This is a genomic window from Chitinophaga sancti, from assembly GCF_034087045.1.
GTDB lineage: Bacteria > Bacteroidota > Bacteroidia > Chitinophagales > Chitinophagaceae > Chitinophaga > Chitinophaga sancti_B.
In genome coordinates, this window is record NZ_CP139247.1 from 105,901 (window position 1) to 124,771 (window position 18,871).

An 18,871-nucleotide genomic window follows, 5' to 3' on the forward strand; every position below is an offset into this window, starting at 1 on the left:
ACTACGCCTTCTCCTATTTTATACCTGGCATAAATAAATTAATTTAAACACATCTATAGGAATTACGCACAATCTCTAGCGAAATTTTCGACAGGCAATTTCATAGCAGTATATCTTCCTAAATTGCTAATAATGACCCTACCATTGTCCATTACAACCCTCATAGGGCAGCCCATTTTGTTTTCCCCAGGCCTGCCAGACAACTTTGCGAGCTACCGCTTAGAAGGAGCTAAATCTTTTTATGCACATAGTGAAAATTTTGGTGATCTACTTTACCAACAAATTGCCCATAATGGTTTTACTGCATGGATTAGTCACTTTATATTAACCAAACCAGCTGACTTTAAGATAACAGCCAATGTGAACGATCTATTGATGCATTATACCATTAAAGGCTCTATGTGTTATATGATAGATAACAAAGAGAGTATTACCAGCGAGCACCAGTTAAACATTGTTGTGTCGCGGCGGTTGAAACATATTATTCGATTTAAAAGCGCAGGTGTTTACACTGCCATTAATATACACATCCCCATCACTGCACTACAAGAATTTGCAGACAGTTTCCCTGTAGTGAAATTATTCCTTGAAAAAATAAACATCGGCGATGCAGTGACCCTATTAGAGCACAATATGGTGGCACATGAGCGGCTTAGAGGAATTGTACAAGACATCACAGAGCGAAAACTGCTGAGTGCTGCCGGTGAAAAATACAGGGAACAAAAAACTGGTGAATTGATCATTGAATCCTTAGATATGCTATCACGTTACCTTACCGATGCCAGTGGCCTTAGCGCCGCAGATCATGAAAGAGGAGAACGGACAGAAGTCCATTTGTTAAAGCATTTAAATATGCCATCTCCTCCAACTTTACGACAATTAGCGAAATTTGCAGGTACCAATGAGAAGAAACTGGAAGACATCTTCAAGACAAGACATGGAGTAACGGTGTACGACTTCTTCCAGAATGCGCGCATGCGTATCATCTATCGCAAATTGACAGAGAGCGATATTCCTTTGCAAGACCTGGCTGATGAATTTGGTTATACAGATTATTCTAGTTTCTCATATGCAGTAAAAAAAAGATTCAGTTACAGCCCGCGGGAATTGAGAAAAAAGAACCTGGCCTAAGTTTGGAATTGCTTCCTCTCCAAACTATTTCCAAATAAGCCTAACACGATGAAGGCAGACTGCATTTATCTTTGCTCTACAAAGAGAACAGAATGAATTCTATTTGTTTTCATTTGAAAATACTACAAGAACATTTAATGGTATATTGAGGAAAACTACCGTCCTGGCTGTCTAGCCGGGACGTTTAATTTCACCAAATCACATTATTATTATCCTTATAAAACTTATATAAATCATGATTCAACGAAATGCCAATTTTGGGGATCGAACCTATTTTGTGCTGATTTCATTTTTCATATTGACACTGGAAGTATTCATTTTAAAATTTATTTATCCATATCCCTCTTTCCTTTTTGACTCCTATTTTTATTTAAACAACGCTATTTCAAATGGGGGTAACTGCGTCTGGCCTCCAGGCTATTCTTGGTTCATTCGTATCTGTGGGTTAATTACCCACAATGACCTATTTCTATTAATGATGCAATATTATGCATATGGAGCAGGAGCACTTTATTTCTACTTTACTTTACAAAAATTCCTGTCGCTAAGCAAATTCGTTAAGGGATTCATCTATGTACTATTATTTATTAATCCTGTACATTTATATCTTACCAATTTTATTGCAAGCGATATTCTTTTCCTGGGTTTAACCTTTATATGGTTTGCCCAATTAACAAGACTACTATTTAAGGTAGACTTAAATTTACTAATAGCACACACTATTATTATCATACTATGCTTATCTGTTAGAAACCAGGCAATGTTATATCCAATATTTAGCATAGGATCCATAATATTTTTCAAAACACCCATCAAACAAAAACTAATTGGCATTCCAATAATTATTTTGGCTGTCTTTACCTACATTCAATTCATTTCCTACCAAACCGAAAAAGCAATAGGTTTTAGGAAATATAATATTACGAGTGGATGGCAGCTGGCTAATAATATGCTCTTAGCATATACACTTGCACCCATTAAAAAGGAAGTCAATTACCCTCCTGGATTTAAACCACTAAATAATTACGTCAATAAATTCCCGCTCACATTAAAAGGGAAGACAAAAATTTTCAATACCCCTATGATGGCGGGGATTTTTATATTAAATTATAGCTTCTCTCCATTAGCTCAATATGCAGTTGACCACAATCCATCCGACTTACATAGCATGTCACCGTATAAATATATAGGCATAGGAAAAGCGAACGTAGATGATCTATATAAATCTTATGCAGTATATCTTATAAAAAATTATCCAGGAATTTATCTCAACTATTACCTAATACCTAATATTTGTCAATTCCTTTGTCCAAACGTTGAATGCCTGAATAAATATAATGTTGAGACGAATGTAATTAACGGAGAAGCAAAAGTATGGTTTGGTTACCTGAATGATTATATACAATACCCCAATATCAAACCCGAACATGCATTTAACAATTTTGACATATTATTCTTTATTTCAGGTATAATATTCATCTTATTGGTAATATTCTATTATGCTAGAAAAGACTTAATTAAACAGGACCCGGCGTTTTCTAAAGTTCTCCCACTAATCATATTCTTCCTGGCATTAAATTTTGCCTTTATGGTGCTGGCAGCACCGGTCGTGTTGAGGTATCTATTATTAAATCAATTCTTTTTCTTTACATGCGCTGCAATAATAACACAAGCAATATGCAACCGGAAGAATCGAAATGAACCCTTAAATTAAAAATATCACATGCTGAATGTTACTATTCACTCCCTATTGCAAATTTAATATCACTGATTAAGCGTTTTCTTCCCTGTCATCATTAAAAGACAAATTTCCCATTCTATGTTTCCCCTTAGGTTTATGTGTAAATTCCCACTCTTTTCCCAAAAGAAAAGAGTGGGAGCACAAGCCTTTATTTTATAAGGCAGATGCTATCCGGGGAGAAATGTCTGGTTTTTCTTCCTTTGGAGAAGGCACAAAGCTCTCACGAATAACATATCCCATTAAAATGCAGGCAAAAGTCAGGGTAAATATAAATGGGAAGACCTGGTAACGAAGCACAATAGGAGATGCGAGAACACTGAAGCCTAAATTAGCGAACCACACCAACAACAAAACATACAGCACCTTTTTTTGGAATCCCGTCATTTTCTTAAACCCGCCTATAAAAGCAAATCCAATAAACCCCGTTATAAATAATACATTTAGCAAGGCTAAAATAATTGGAAAGGCAGCCGTCACCACTATTTTCTTATCCTTTGTGGGCCCATGGACTTTGCTGGTTTTATATTTAAACCAGATCAACGCACCTGCATCAACAGAATCCTTCCCCATATTATACATTCCTAAAAACTCAGGAGGAGGGGCATAATAGCTAATTAAGTTGGGCCATATATAATAACGAGCATATTCCACTGGGTACTGCCTGATCAACCAACTACCATAAGCACCATATAACGGCGACATGCTTACCCATCGCTTTAGATAAGGAGTGGTGCTATCCTTTTCCCACCTTTTAATTAATTGCTTTTTTAACGGTGCCCCATCTCCCCATAAATAATAAAACCCCAGGTTATTATCCGGCCTGTTCTGTATTTTAACATGGGAAAGAGAATCAATATGGTGGGTAACAATAGCATGCAGGTTCCTGAATCCAGGAGGCACCTTTTCCTTTACCTTTGGGGATACATGAGAATACATATATAATGCATTACTGCCTATCTGCCACCCTCCGAATGGAGAAAACGTTAGGTTATTCGTCTTGATCTTAAAAGTATAAGTTGTATATCCAATAAAAAGAAGTACAGGTAATATCCCCAACCCAATCCATGTCAATTTTGTTTTCAAATTGACCTTATTCCCGAAAATAATTACCAATAAACTAAACAGGGGATAATAGAGGGCATTGTATCGCACAGAAAATACAAAAAATAAAATAAGGCCGTGGACTAACAACAGATCCTTTCCAGGCGCATACATTATCCATAATAAGGTCGTTAGCCACAGCAAACTAAAAGTAGCAAAAACGGCATCGCTTGATACAAAATGGCAAACATACAACCATAAAGGATTGATCAATAACAAACCGTATAAAATTCTAATTGTCCACTTTCCCGGATCAATCAAATACCTGATCGTCAGCACAAAAAACAGGATACTTCCTTGTAATAATAAGTATTGTACAAAAAACAAACCTTGCCCGGAATGATTAAACACACTCAAGAACCGCAAAAATTTGGAGTACCCAACCGGCCATATGTTTACATTTAAATTTTGGTACGCGGCTTCTAAATATGAGTAAGAATCCGGCAGAAAATTGGGGAAAGGATAAATATTCCTAAAAACCTCAAACAACAATAAACTCACTATTATAGATAAGATGATCATTACACGATTTTCTCTATCCTGCCATATCCATAATTTGAATGCTTGTGGTAAAACGTGTTTATCAAAAATCATTACTTGGTTAACATTAGGGGTGAATAAAGGGGGTTCATTATTTAGCATTTGCCGATTTCACTAAATATTCTAATAACAAAAGACTAAATGTGGAATATATTACAATGGGGAACAACTGGAATCGCAATGCGATGGCTGCTGCAAAAATACTAAAACTAAAATTTATAAACCATAGCCCAGCTACTAAAAGAATACCAATCGCTAATAACGGATTTCTTTTAGTTCCTCCCAATACAATAAATCCAATTACCCCTAGCACAAACACTACATTCAAAATTGCTGCTGTAACAGGGAAGAAATCGAGCGCCTTTACTTTTAAATCTTTAAAAATTGTACGCACCTTTAAACTATTATACCCAAACCACATTTGTGCTATTGGCGCAACACTATCTACTCCTCCATTATAACTATCTAAGAATTCTACCGGGGGCACATAATATTTAATCGCATTAGGCGCAATAAAATAAGTAACGAACTCCTTGGGATATTGCTTAATCAGGTATTCTCCATAATCTGCATACAATGGTGCTACTGTAGCCCAACGTTTCAGGTTATTAGTACTGGTATCATTTTTAAATTGTTCCCGCATGTATTTCCGTAAAGGAGACCTGGCATCCCACATGTACCATGTATTCGCCTGTACCTGTTCCCAGGGATTGCTTTTTGCGTCCACATTAAAGTAGTTCCTCACCATTTCATCCAGGGCCTTAAAACGTTCAGGTAAAGGCTTACTTGACTTATCTTTTACATACCTGTATGCATACAATGCATTGTTAGCCATTTGCCATCCACTAAATGGAGAAAACTGGCGGATTCCGGTCAGACGACCATATTGGTTGCCTGTATGATAAATAAATCCTGCTATTACCAAAAAACTGGCAACTATACCTATCAACTTCATTTTAAGACTTTGCCTGGAAATGATAAATGCAAGTGTTGAAATGAAAGGGTAAAACAATGCATTATACCTTACAGTAAAAGCCAACAATAACAATAAGGTATGCAGCACTATCAAGTTCCTATTAGGTCGTTGGATAATCCATAACAAAGATGTAAACCAATATAAACTAAGCGAAATAAATAAAGCATCACTGGATATATAATTACCCAAATACAACCATACAGGATTTCCTATTAGAAAAATAAATAGGAGGGCATTGACTAATTTTCCAGGTTGAAAGAAATATCGAATAGTAAAGAAGAGATATAATGCACTTCCCTGAAGTAATAAATATTGAAAACAAACAAGTGCAGTATCAGAGTGAGTAAAAGTGCTAAAAATCCGAAGGAACTTTGAATAACCAATCGGGTAGGTATTTATGTTCAAATTTAAATAAGCCGATTCCAGGTAGACATACGAGTCCCCATCAATAAAGCCGGCATAAGGATACATTATTTTGAAAACAATAAATTGTAGCAAAATAGCTAATCCTGCCATCCATAATAATATGCTATTGGGCTTCCATCTGAATAAATAATCATTAAAAGAAGTTGGGATTGCCAATTGCGCTGCAGGCGGATTTCCTACAACAGCTTCAGGTGCTTCAGGTGCTGTCTTCTTTTCCTCATGATATTCCTGCTCAGTATTAATAGCCCAGATATTATCTTTTGCCGTCACCCCTGCTATTATATTATCCACCGCCAACATCGCGGTTAGCATAGAATGATCTGCATTAATATACTTATGCATACCATTTCTACCTACCAGGAATAAATTCTCTAAGGAATCAGTATACTCTCTTACCTGGTCAAATTGAGCATAGGCACCAAAATAAGCTGGATATGTCTTTTCTACTCTTAGCACTGTATTATCCAACACATTTGCCTCTGCGGCCAGGCCTATTTTTTGTAATTCCTCAATTGCCAGCTCTTTTATTTTGTCATCTGGCAGATTCCAGAAAGCATCTGTTTCATTACAGAAAAATTCCATCCCCACCCAAATGGTATTTGGATCATTTACCAGGTACGGACTCCAGTTATTGAAAATTTGTAATCTTCCTACGGTTACTTCCTTTTCCTGGATATATATCCAGGTATCTTCCAAAGTTAATGGCTTCCACTCCCCCGTATCCTTATCCTCATAAGAAAGCCGGCGAAGTAAAATCCCCACAGTAATAAAATCCCTATATTGAAGACCTGCAGCAATAGTACTTACATGCTCAGGCACTGTACCTTCAATACCTGCAATCAGTTCTCTTACCGGCATGGTGCTGAAAAAGTAATCCCCTTCAATATAATCCTCCATGCCAGTATGATGATCTAAAATGGTAATTCCTATCACTTTACCATCCTTTACATGAACTCGCCTCACATCGTGTTCCATATAAATTATTCCGCCCATTTCCTCCACTTGCCTGGCTACCTCTTCCCATAGTTGGCCTGGCCCATACTTAGGATATAAAAACTGCTCTATCAGGCTGGTTTCTGTATCCTTCTGTGCGATATCACCACTATGCCTGTTTTTACGCTTAGTAGCCTCCTGGATAGCATGTTGCAATGCTTTACGGATACTCACTCCTTTTATACGTTGGGCTCCCCATTCTGCTGGTATTTCATTACAAGGCACTCCCCACACCTTCTCCGTATAATCTTTAAAGAAAAGATGATATAGCGTCTGGCCAAACCGATTAATCATAAAGTCTTCTAAACTATTTTCCGGCTTTCGTGGGAATAACTGTGCTTTTAGATAGGAGAATAAAATGGCAATTGTACGCCCAATTCCTAATTTCCATAATGTTTCAATAGACAAAGTAATAGGATAAGTAAAAAACTGTCGCAAAAAATAAATCCTGGAAAGTCTTTTCCTGATTAGCATTACTTTATCATCGTTCACCTTTGCCACTTTATGTGGAGTAGAGGTCCTGGCATCAACCTCCCTGGACTTATTTTGATAATTAATTGTAAAAGTAGCGCCTGCCGTTTCCTGAACAGGTAAAATATTCATCCACCAATCCATTACCCTATCGGATTTCGAGAAGAACCGGTGTCCACCAATATCCATCCGGTTACCTTTATAATTGATTGTCTTTGAGATACCTCCAATGTCCTTACTTTTTTCAAATATAATTGGGATTATACCTGATCGCTTTAATAACTCATATGCTGCAGTCAATCCTGCCGGTCCGGCACCGATGATAATCGCTTTTTTTTTCGTGGTATCCATGTGGCATTGGTCCTTTTGGGTCAAACAGGGGTATTTCAGCAAATTTTGTAGGCAAGAAATTAATTGCTGATACCTACTAAGATAAAAATGCAGCCTGTTTATCTACTTAGGACGGAAGGAAATTTATTTGGAGGTCCATCCCATTATTCATGATTCATGTTACAAAATTGGTACTTGCGCAATTTTCTTAATTCACGGTCAGCGTGTTCATGCAAACAAACAATTTATAATATGAAAAGATTGAAAAAGACGCTTGCAATAGCGATCTTATGTGTTCCTATGGCACATTCCATTGCTCAAACAAAACCGGATTGGGAAATGCAGCCAGTAGGCATTAAAACCCGTTGGGCAAAAGATGTTCACCCAGGGCAAGTGCTTCCAGAATATCCGCGCCCCCAGATGGTAAGAAATCAATGGGAAAACCTCAATGGCCTCTGGGAATACGCAATCACTACTAAAGAACAAGAGACTACACCTAACACTTTTGAGGGAAAAATCTTAGTTCCCTTTCCAATAGAATCAGCCCTTTCTGGTGTAAAGAAGCCGTTATTGCCTACTCAGCGTCTTTGGTATAAACGCACATTTACCAAACCCAATACCCAAAATGGCAAACGGGTATTATTGAATTTTGGAGCTGTAGACTGGCAGGCCACCGTTTTTGTAAATGGAAAGAAAATAGGCAGTCACACCGGCGGTTATCAGAACTTTTCATTCGATATTACAGATGCTTTAAAGTCAGGCACAAACGAACTTATTGTAAGTGTATATGACCCAACCGACCAGGGACCTAATCCAAGGGGTAAGCAGACCTTAAATCCTCAAAATATCATGTATACGGCTTCCAGTGGTATCTGGCAAACTGTATGGATGGAAACAGTACCTACAGCCTATATCACTAACATTTACATGACTCCTTCTGTAGATAGCGGCTTTCTTCGTTTAGCAGTAAATAGCTCTGACAATAATAAGAAATATACAATCGAAGCCATTGCTTCTAATGGTAGCACTATAAAAGGAAAACCAGGAGAACAACTGCTTCTTCCTGTCAGCAATGCCAGGTTATGGAGTCCTGATGATCCATATTTATACAATTTGAGTGTAAGATTACTCTCTAATGGTAAAATCATTGATACGATCGGTAGTTATTTTGGTATGAGAAAAATTGAAGTAAGGAAAGATGATCAAGGTATTGAAAGGCTTTTCTTAAATAATAAATATACTTATCATCTAGGCGTATTGGACCAGGGATTTTGGCCTGAAGGATTATATACAGCTCCGACTGACTCTGCTTTGCAATTTGATATCATGGCCATTCGTAATATGGGTTTCAATACCATACGAAAACATATTAAAATAGAACCGGCCAGATGGTATTACCATGCAGATAAAATGGGTATCCTGGTATGGCAGGATATGGTCACCTGTGGAGGTGGTGATATTATTGCACATGAGGAATTTGAGAAAGAAAATAAAGAAAATATAGCTCAATTGCATAACTATCCTAGTATTGTGATTTGGGTATTATTCAATGAAGGCTGGGCAAGGTATGATCAACAACGCCTTACTGAATGGCTTAAACATGCAGACCCATCAAGAGTAGTAGATGGCCATACTGGTGAAAATTATGATGATCACTCCCCTAAAAATCTAAATCACAAATGGGCAAGTAGCGATCTAACTGATATTCACGACTATCCAGGCCCAGGAATCGCCCCATACATTCCAGGTAAAGCCAGGGTATTAGGAGAATGGGGTGGCGTACGTGTACCAACACCGAACCACCAATGGAACGATGCTAATGGCTGGGGTTACATCCAGGTTCCTGCAAGTGAATTCTCCAGGAAATATGCTTTTATGATAAAGCATTTAAAAGTATATGAAGAAGAAGGATTATCAGGTTCCATTTATACTGAGCCATTTGATGTAGAAACTGAGGAGAATGGATTAATGACTTATGATAGGGAGGTAATCAAAATGCCGGCAGAATCTTTAAGAAAAATTCATGCAGCACTAGTTCCACATGCGGAAAGTTACGCAGCCGTAAAAGGAGTATTTAAAGCGCAACTGACGGATACAGCCGATCCAATTCGTCATTATAATGCATTACTACAAGAATATAAAAATGGTCGAAAAGATTCTGCTTTTCTTTATAATCTAGCATTAATGGCCGATCGTATGGATGATAAAACCAATGCTGCAGTGGTTAGTAATGATTATATAAATAATTCTATTTCTTCTCATTACAATAGGACCAATATTAAATTCATCGAACAGTTTACAAAAAAAACAAATGATCCAGGATTTAAAATTTTAATTACCTCTCCAGAAATGTCAGATAAAATTCTTGGTCAAAACGCAGCCGAAAACAAGATTATGTCAATTATTTATTCGGAAGAAATTGATAAATATGTGAAAGATAAAAATTCTAATCCCAATTGGAATGACTTGGAGAAAAACGTAGTAGGCAAATATGGGGCATTAGGTGAAGAAATATTTTTGAGAGCAAAAGCGCTGTTTTACTTTAATCGTAAAAATTGGGAATCATTTGCAAATAACTATAATCTTTATTTCAATAAATATCCACAAAGGATCTCCACTTATGAATTAAATGAGTTCGCGTGGAAATTATTTGAAAACATTGAGGATAATAAAATATTATCTCAAGCGCTAAATTGGAGCAAATCTTCATTGACACAAGGAGAAAGTCCATACTATTTGGACACTTATGCAAATCTGCTATATAAACTAGGAGAAAAAGATGAAGCTATCAAAATAGAAGAAAAAGCTATTAATATTGCTAACAAAGACACAAAGCCTTCTTTTTTAGCTACATTGGATAAAATGAAAAAGGAGAAATAATTTTGAAGCAATCGTTTTCATTGAAGAGAAAAAATGAATAAATGCATTACCACTAATTTTCTTCGTAAAAAAGACAGCTGTTAATATTCAGCTGTCTTTTTTACGAAGAAAATTAGTCATATCGATATTGAATTCCAAACTATATATTAGAAATAAGTATTTACAATGATTATTTTTCGCTTCATTATTTGAAATACTTACTAGGAAGAAACTATTGGTTCTTTCATTCAAAGAGTAAAAGATAATATCAATTCATCGGGTTCTTCTTCAACTGGTACTATTAAGTAGAAATGAGTGTTGCTGATAACAGCATTAAGGTAAAGGAAATGCCTACCTATTATTCTAGAAAAGAGGGGGGGCCAGAAGTGAGTATTTCGCACCAAATCCAGCCACTTAATTCACATAAACCAGCCAATTATTCCGCGTGAAACCCAGCCAATTATTCCTAAAATAATTAGCAATATTCTCCTTTTCATTTTAAACCCAGCCAAAGTTTTCATTTGTTAACCAGCCAAATATTTCACGGCAAAACCAGCCAATTTTTTCATATAGTATCCAGCCAAAGTTTTATGGAGTTGATAATGAGGGCATAACAATCTGTAAAGATTGATTATTGGAATATTACTTATCCGATATATTAATTCGTTGATTATTAATTTATTGTCAACGAGTGATATGCCTAACAAATTCATCAACATGCTAATAGTAAGAAGGCTGATTCAGTTATTACAAAGGGAATTCTCAATGCGAAACATTGCCATTGAGCTTGAATTGAACAGGGAAACAGTATCTGTTTATGATAAAAGAATTAAGGCCACAGGCAAAAATCACGATGAATTACTAGAATTGAATGATGAAGAATTAGCTGCTGTTCTTCAACCCAGGCAAGCTTCGGAAGAAGATCCGAGACTTACTGATTTTATGGCCCGGAAGGAATATTTTCTAAATGAATTAGGCAAGAGAGGTGTTACCAGGAAGTTGCTTTTGAAGGAATACAGGAAATATATCCGGATTGCTATGGTTATACCAGGTTTTGTGGTTTACTGGATGAACAGCTAGCCCTTAAAGGTGTTAGCATGCATCATGAACACAAAGCAGGAGAGATTATTCAAATTGATTTTGCTGGTGATAAGATGTCTTATGTAGAACCTGAAACAGGGGAGATAATCGAGTGCGTGATATTTGTAGCTGTCTTACCATTTAGCGGGTATACCTATGTAATGGCTCTTGCAGATGCGACATTGCCACAGTTAGTGAAGGCATTGAATAATTGTCTGCTATATTTTAGTGGTGTAAGTGTTTACATTAAATGCGATAACATGAAGCAGGCGGTCATAAAATCCTGCCTCTATGAACCGACACTGAATGAAATATTAGAACAATGGTCAGTTTATAACGGTACTGCCCTGCTTACAGCGAGAGTGAGAAAGCCAAAAGATAAACCGCATGTTGAACAGGGAGTACATCTTTCCTATCAACGCATTTTTGCACCGTTGCGCAATGAGGTGTTTCTTAGCCTGAATGAACTCAATGAAGCGATCTGGCGTGAGCTGGAAAATCACAATCATGAACCTTTTCAGAAAAAGAGATTTACACGGTATGAACGGTTTATCGACGGCGAAAAATCTAAGCTGGCACCCTTACCACAATTCCCTTTTGTAATAAAGCATAGACAACAAAACTTGTTGCCCACAATTACCACTTTCATCTAACTGAAGATAATCATTACTACAGTGTACCATACCGGCTTGTAGGATTTAAGCTGACTGCTATTTATGACACAACAACTGTCGAAATCTATAATGGATCGGAGAGAGTTGCTACGCACAGCAGGAGTCCTGTTGCAGAGGGATACACTACAGAAACCTCACACATGCCATCTAATCACCAGGCTTTTAAAAAGCAGAAAGGATGGGACAGTACCTATTTTTTACAGGAAGCAGGCAAAATTGGCTCTCATGTACATGCCTATATGGAGGCATTATTAAAGTCCAGGCCGCAGGAACAGCAGGCATATAATGCATGCAGGGGGTTGCTGAGTTTAGCGTCTAAGAAGCAAATTGGTCCGCAAAGGTTAGAGAATGCCTGCCTTCGTGCGTTAAATGCAGGTATTGTATCGTACCGGACAATAAAAAATATGCTAGCCAATAACATGGAAAAAGAAGAGTCGGGAGTAAAATCCAAACTGCCTTCGCACAAAAATCTCAGAGGTCCGGAGGAATACAAATAGTTCGTTTTATCACTCTAAAAACAAAATACATGGAACAAAATAAAGTCATTCGTATTAACATCCCAGGCAGCAGTAGCAACCCTCAAAGCGTCACATTAGTGGCAAATTTTGACACTGATAACGATCTGCATGAGGAAATGTTTAACCATATTGAATCCGCTGCAGCTTGCGCACCATCAAGCATACAGGAGTTTTTCATTTTATTAAATGACTACATCAAAAATCACATTTAAAACAGCTTCTTAAAATCAAACACATGAATACACAGCACACTTACGAGAAATTGATCTCACTAAAATTACATGGCATGGCAGGTCGATACAAAGCCATAATGGACGCCCCGATCCACCAACAACCCGAAATGCATAGTCTACTTGCATTATTGACAGAAGCGGAGGAAGAGTATCGGGTTCAAAACCGAAGTGACCGATATCTCAGGCAATCACGTTTAAGATATGATGCAGTCATAGAACAAGTCAATTGCTCTATAGATCGTGGGTTAAGTAAAGAAGCCTTCCTGAAATTATGTGACAATAGCTATATTAAAAAAGGGCAAAACATACTGATATCAGGGTCGACGGGTTGTGGAAAATCATTTTTGGCTTGCTCTCTGGGTAGACTCGCCTGCGATCATGGATACCCTTGCAGTTTTTTCCCGGTTAACAGGCTGATGGATGAACTGGCAGCCGCCAGACTGGATGGATCATACCGAAAAGTATTGAAGAAGATTGAAAGGACACCACTAATTGTACTCGATGATCTGGGATTAAAAACGTTAGACTTAAATAGTAGTCTGGCTCTTATAGAAATATTGGACGATAGATACAAAAGAGGAGCCGTGATTGTAACCTCTCAACTGCCAGTGGACAAATGGTATGAACTGTTTGACGAGGCTACACATGCAGATGCCTTTATGGATCGCCTAACTGCAAATTCACATAAAATCGATCTAAAAGGCGGATCTTTGAGAAAAGGTTAATTTAGTTAAATTTGACCGTGCAAATCAGTTCTTTATAAGATTGTTATGCCTTTAGGATGATCGTTGAGATGCTATATAACTCTTTAAATAGCTAGGGGATAAAGTGAATCCAGGGCAGGATTGAAAAATGAAATCCACGAATAATTTGCTAATTATTTTAGCTCACCTGGCTGGGTTTCACGCGAAATAATTGGATGGTTGAAGTGTGAGACGGTGGCTGGATTTATGTGAAATACTCAAGAAGTAATAAATAAATACAATACCCCTCATTCCTACCCTGATAATAAACCACCTGTATAAGTTATTAATGATTGGATAATTAAAAAGAAAATTCAATAGCGTGATGAAGAACAGTATCATGGTAATCTTAGCAGATTTTCACACTTAGATAATGATAAAAAATTGGAGAGAGCAAGTTAGGCAATCGTCACCAAGATTTTCCATCATGGTTTTGTAAGAAAAAGATTTTATTCAAAAGAGATTCCACAATTGATTAATGATTTAAGTAGTCAATTTACTAATTTTTTCATTCAACAAAACAGCTAGCATATAAACGTTAAATTTAGCTACTATTATAATAATAAGTTAACGAATGAAACTTCCAGTACACTGTAGATTCTGGAGGATGTTGACCCACTTCTCTGAATTATGTTGACCCAACATTCTGGAATGATAACCCACCTAAAAGGTGAATCAAATTCTGGGATGTTGACCCACCTCTTTTTGAGATTTCATAGGTTGATATGCCCGAATTCTGGGATGTTGACCCACCTGGAATTTTATTTTTTTAAAATTCACTATGTCATTCTGTCATTTTGACCCACCCTGCAGGAGTAAATAGTAAGAGCTTTTTGTATTATATGCTCCTTAAAAATATGGGAGCATGGGACAAAAGCCAATAGCAATGGAACAATTAAAGCAACTTTTACAGCTTAAGCAGGATGGTGTAGGTATAAGGGAAATGGCTCGTCGGTTAGGCATTAGCCGCAATAGTGTGCGGAAATATTTAACCTTGCTTACGAATGAAAATGATAGCACTCAAAACAATCAAAATGATGTAGCACTGGCGGAACGAGCTTATGGTAACGAAAGCATGGCTCATGATGCACAACGGTTAGAGCAACTGATTAGCCATTTTAAGGATATACAGCATGAGCTGGGAAGAACAGGTGTTACCCGTCAATTACTTTGGCAGGAATATTTACGGCAAAATCCTGATGGATATGTATATAGCCACTATTGCCATCATCTGAATCAATTTCTTAAGAGGCTGGATGTTGCCATGCACATGGATTATATTGTTGGAGACATCATTATGATCGATTTTGCAGGCAAAAAGCAATCATATATAGATACAGATACGGGTGAAAAAATTGAATGTGAAGTATTCATTGCAATCCTTCCATTTAGTGGTCTTATATTTTGTATGTCGGTTCATACTCAACGTACAGTTGATTTTATTGCCTGCATCAATGCAATGTTACTTTTCTTCGGTGGTGTTCCGATCACGATCTTATGTGATAATTTAAAGACTGCTGTAATAAAGCCGGACAAATACGAACCAGTATTTACTGAAATATGTGGCCAGTTAAGTGAATACTATGCAACTACTTTTAGTGCGACCAGGCCGTATAGCCCAAGGGATAAGGCAATGGTTGAAAAAGCTGTAAATATAATATATAACCACATTTATGGCCCCCTTAGAAACAGAGAGTTCAACAGCCTGCAAGCTCTTAATGCAGCAATGTATGATCAGCTTATTCTTCTCAATAATAAACCTTATAGAAATACCCCTTATAGCAGGTGGTACTATTATGAGCAACACGAGAAAGCATGTTTGAAACCACTTCCATCCACGCCCTTTATTGTTAAAAAAGTTGTCCTGCTGACTGTCCAGCGTAATTATCATATTCAGCTTTCTGACGACCATCGCTATTACAGTGTACCTTATCAATACGTGGGGAAAAAAGTTAAGGTGTTATATGATAAACATTCCGTAGAAGCATATTTTGAATATCAAAGAATAGCTATTCACTTTAGGAACGACCAGCAAAAGTCTTACAATACTATACCTGATCACATGCCACCCAATCATCAGCGGATGCAGCAGATAAAAGGCTGGAACCGGGATGACTTACTAGCTCAGGCAGCTCGTATTGGGCCATCAACTCAACAAACAGCCGCAAATATCCTGGAAAATAGCATTTATATTGAACAAAACTATAAAGCCTGCTTTGGCATGTTGATGCTTCAGAAAAAGTATGGGGCTGACCGCCTTGAGCGAGCTTGCAAAAGAGCATTGCTGGGCACACGCGTTAATTACACTATGGTCCGGAATATCCTTGAACGGGGCCTGGATAGATCAGAGGAATCAAGAGAAGTAACTGTATTACCTACCCATTGTCTATTACGGCGATACTGGGCCAGCCCAAACGGAGGATATGGGGCCAGGTATAACGGAGTCATTGGGCCACTTTCCATTGCAATATTACGGGTATTGGTTAAAAGTTAAGCAGTAAGTTTCTTTTTCTTTCTCAAAGACTCTCCTGTTAATGTTATTCTATGTGAGGAGTACACGAGTCTATCAAGTATGGCATCAGCCATGGTGCTTTCTCCGATTAGTGGATGCCACTGTTCTACTGGTATCTGAGTAGATATAATAGTGGCCCCTTTCTCATATCGTTCTTCTATTACGTCCAGTAATGAAGTACGTATGGTCTGGTCTACAGGAGTCAATAGAAAATCATCAATGATCAATAACGGCAGCTTACCTATCGCTCGTATCATCTTAGAGTAGGATCCATCCAGTCTGGCTAATTTCACTTTATCAAGGAAGCGGGTAGCTGGGTAATAATGTGTGCGGTTAAGCATTTGACAGGCTTTTACACCTATGGATTGTGCAAGGAAGCTTTTGCCACAGCCCGTAGGGCCTGTGATGATAATATTTTCAGCCTTTTCCAGGAACTGTAAATGAAGTAATCGTTCTATCACATTCCTGTCAAGGCTACGGTTAGTCATATAGTCAATATCCTGTGGTGATACGATCTGTTTAAAACCAGCCTGCCTGATCAGACTTTCTATGCGGGTTTTCTGACGATGTTCCCATTCAGCATCCACCAGCAAGGTTAGCAGTTCATCTGCGGTACAATGCGTGTAATGCTGGTCAGCAAGACTTTGATGGTAAAGACGGGCCATGGCGCTAAGATGCATTCGACGTAATTTCTCTACGGTGTTGTTTTCGTTCATTATGATTTGTTTTTTAATAAGTAATAGTTGATACCAGTGCTTAGCGATAAGCTGCGGCTCCGCGTATATTTGCATGCTCCGGGATGGAAGGCAGCTCTGCAGGATTATCTGACAGCTTGTCCAGACCTGCCTTTAAAATGCGTTCAACAGTATGAAAGCCGGCTTTATGATATTCGAGTGCCCGATGACAGGCCTGTTCAAGGCGTTGTGAGGTATAATCCTTTCCTAAAGCCAGTATTCCCTGGCATTGCTTGTAAGCAATTTCCGGATAGCTATACTGGCCTAATAACCTTTGGATATAGAGAAGTGTATTATTACCTATCTGCGCTGCTTTATCCTCAAAGAACTTAGGACTCCAGCCATTATATACCTGGTGAGTAGAAGGCAGATGATCGCTGATAGTAGTATAGTGGCCTGGAGTAAAACAACGACGATGACTGGATATGCGGGTATGGTTATAGAATATTTCTACTGATACCTGATTATATTGTACCTCTACGTGAAGGCCTTGATAGCGATAGGGTACGCTATAGTAGTTCCGGCTTTCACTCAGGTAGATATAACTTGTTTTCTGCACCTTGGCTCTTCTGTATTGCCGTATGTGATAACGGCCCTGTGGCAGCGATTGCAACCACTCTTTTTCAGTATCAATAAATTGTTGTCGGCGGGTTGTACCTCCATGGGCAAACAGGTAATCATTAAAAGTGATCAGCATATTGCTGATCTCAGTATTAAGCTCTTCAAGAGAAAAGAAGGTATGGCGTGATATTGGGTAGTAAATACGTTGGTATACCAGCTCCACTGCGCGTTCAACTAACGCTTTATCTTGCGGATGATAAGGGCGGGCAGGATCTACAGCACAGCCATAGAAAAGTGCAAAATCGGCCAATGTTTTATTGATCAGTGGCGCATATTTATGTGCCTTGCTCACAGCACTTTTCAGATTATCAGATACAATGGCCTGAGGAACTCCTCCAAACCACTGTAAACAAGCAGATAAACAAGTGATCAGATCCTCTCTTTTCTGTGAGGCTACTGCTTTTACGAAGGTATATTGGCTGCAGGGCAATATTGCCACAAACACTTCTACAGCTATCAGTTCCCCGGTAGTTTTGTCAATATAGGAGAGCTTATCACCACAAAAGTCGACATACAATTTGTCGCCAGCTTTATGCAATAGTTTTCCTCCCGGCGTACTCCTTTTATTCCACTGCCGTATGTGCCAGCAAAACTGTGTATAACGGTAACCGTCCGGGTGTTTTGACAAGTATTCCTGGTGTAATGCTCCAAGTGTACAACCAGGCTTCAAAAGTTCTTTTTCAATGTAGCTGAAGTAACCGGCCAGTGTCTCATAGCGCTCTTTTTCGGTCTGGCTATCTTCTGTAAAAAGATCTGCAAGTTCAGCATCTTCTAACTGCATCAGGGCGTCCAGGGGAAAATCCAATGCTTTAAAGCGGGCCATATAACTGTCTACAGTCTTACGGTTGACCTTAATGTAGTCGGCAATCTTACGATTGCTCCAGCCCTTCTGTTTCAGTGTAATTAATGTACGTACTTCCATGACATTGATTCTTTGACCCGCCATATACCTATTGCTTTTTAGGTACAAGACTATTGCAAATTGTGAATTTCGAATCCTGTTGACCACCAGTCCGCTATCTTGACCAGCACCGTAATTAGACTCCTATCTTATTGTATTGATTATCATTACTCCAGAGGGGTCAACATGCCGGAACGACATATATAATTTATCCTGCTGAGTGGTCAATATGCCGTTACGGCATATTGACCACCCGTAGTTTCCATGTATTTATTTGTTTTGGGGTA

Annotated in this window: 13 protein-coding genes; 9 read left to right on the forward strand and 4 right to left on the reverse strand. The window is 38.1% G+C overall.

The annotated features are described in order from the left end of the window. The first annotated feature begins 132 nt into the window (after positions 1-132). Complete coding sequence (locus SIO70_RS00400; RefSeq protein WP_320578398.1) at positions 133-1,131, forward strand: AraC family transcriptional regulator; 999 nt, start codon at positions 133-135, stop codon at positions 1,129-1,131. Between the two features lie 235 nt (positions 1,132-1,366). Continuing rightward, positions 1,367-2,845 carry a hypothetical protein gene (locus SIO70_RS00405; RefSeq protein ID WP_320578400.1) on the forward strand — a complete coding sequence of 493 codons (1,479 nt, stop codon included), beginning with the start codon at positions 1,367-1,369 and terminating at the stop codon, positions 2,843-2,845. Between the two features lie 180 nt (positions 2,846-3,025). Here SIO70_RS00405 and SIO70_RS00410 read toward each other — a convergent pair whose 3' ends face one another. Both SIO70_RS00410 and SIO70_RS00415 read right to left on the reverse strand, forming a co-directional pair. Further along, complete coding sequence (locus tag SIO70_RS00410) at positions 3,026-3,955, reverse strand: hypothetical protein (protein WP_320578402.1); 930 nt, start codon at positions 3,953-3,955, stop codon at positions 3,026-3,028. Positions 3,956-4,604: 649 nt separating this feature from the next. After that, positions 4,605-7,730 (reverse strand): NAD(P)/FAD-dependent oxidoreductase, encoded by a 3,126-nt coding sequence (locus SIO70_RS00415; RefSeq protein WP_320578404.1) that lies wholly within the window; start codon positions 7,728-7,730, stop codon positions 4,605-4,607. A gap of 231 nt (positions 7,731-7,961) precedes the next feature. Here SIO70_RS00415 and SIO70_RS00420 point away from each other — a divergent pair, with 231 nt between their 5' ends. The 7 genes from SIO70_RS00420 to istA (SIO70_RS00450) all read left to right on the forward strand — a co-directional run bounded on the left by SIO70_RS00420 (position 7,962) and on the right by istA (SIO70_RS00450) (position 16,310). Further along, positions 7,962-10,589 (forward strand): glycoside hydrolase family 2 protein, encoded by a 2,628-nt coding sequence (locus tag SIO70_RS00420; protein ID WP_320578405.1) that lies wholly within the window; start codon positions 7,962-7,964, stop codon positions 10,587-10,589. A gap of 696 nt (positions 10,590-11,285) precedes the next feature. Continuing rightward, positions 11,286-11,648: a hypothetical protein gene (locus SIO70_RS00425; RefSeq protein ID WP_320578407.1), complete on the forward strand. Its 363-nt coding sequence runs from the start codon at positions 11,286-11,288 to the stop codon at positions 11,646-11,648. A gap of 17 nt (positions 11,649-11,665) precedes the next feature. Beyond that, positions 11,666-12,301 carry a hypothetical protein gene (locus SIO70_RS00430; RefSeq protein WP_320578409.1) on the forward strand — a complete coding sequence of 212 codons (636 nt, stop codon included), beginning with the start codon at positions 11,666-11,668 and terminating at the stop codon, positions 12,299-12,301. 161 nt (positions 12,302-12,462) lie between these two features. Next, entirely contained in the window at positions 12,463-12,819 is a 357-nt protein-coding gene (locus SIO70_RS00435) for a hypothetical protein (RefSeq protein ID WP_320578411.1), read from the forward strand. Positions 12,820-12,848: 29 nt separating this feature from the next. Beyond that, positions 12,849-13,052: a hypothetical protein gene (locus SIO70_RS00440; RefSeq protein WP_320574694.1), complete on the forward strand. Its 204-nt coding sequence runs from the start codon at positions 12,849-12,851 to the stop codon at positions 13,050-13,052. A gap of 23 nt (positions 13,053-13,075) precedes the next feature. Further along, the gene (istB, locus tag SIO70_RS00445; RefSeq protein WP_320578413.1) at positions 13,076-13,798 is read left to right on the forward strand and encodes an IS21-like element helper ATPase IstB; all 723 of its coding nucleotides are present in this window, start codon (positions 13,076-13,078) and stop codon (positions 13,796-13,798) included. Positions 13,799-14,681: 883 nt separating this feature from the next. Beyond that, positions 14,682-16,310 carry an IS21 family transposase gene (gene istA / locus SIO70_RS00450; protein ID WP_320578415.1) on the forward strand — a complete coding sequence of 543 codons (1,629 nt, stop codon included), beginning with the start codon at positions 14,682-14,684 and terminating at the stop codon, positions 16,308-16,310. On the opposite strand, the gene istB (SIO70_RS00455) is transcribed toward istA (SIO70_RS00450), so the two are convergent. Next, positions 16,307-17,044, reverse strand: coding sequence for an IS21-like element helper ATPase IstB (gene istB, locus SIO70_RS00455; protein ID WP_320578417.1), 738 nt, complete (start codon positions 17,042-17,044; stop codon positions 16,307-16,309). The genes istA (SIO70_RS00450) and istB (SIO70_RS00455) overlap by 4 nt on opposite strands. A 40-nt stretch (positions 17,045-17,084) precedes the next feature. Then, the gene (gene istA, locus SIO70_RS00460) at positions 17,085-18,629 is read right to left on the reverse strand and encodes an IS21 family transposase (RefSeq protein ID WP_320578418.1); all 1,545 of its coding nucleotides are present in this window, start codon (positions 18,627-18,629) and stop codon (positions 17,085-17,087) included. Positions 18,630-18,871: the final 242 nt, after the last annotated feature.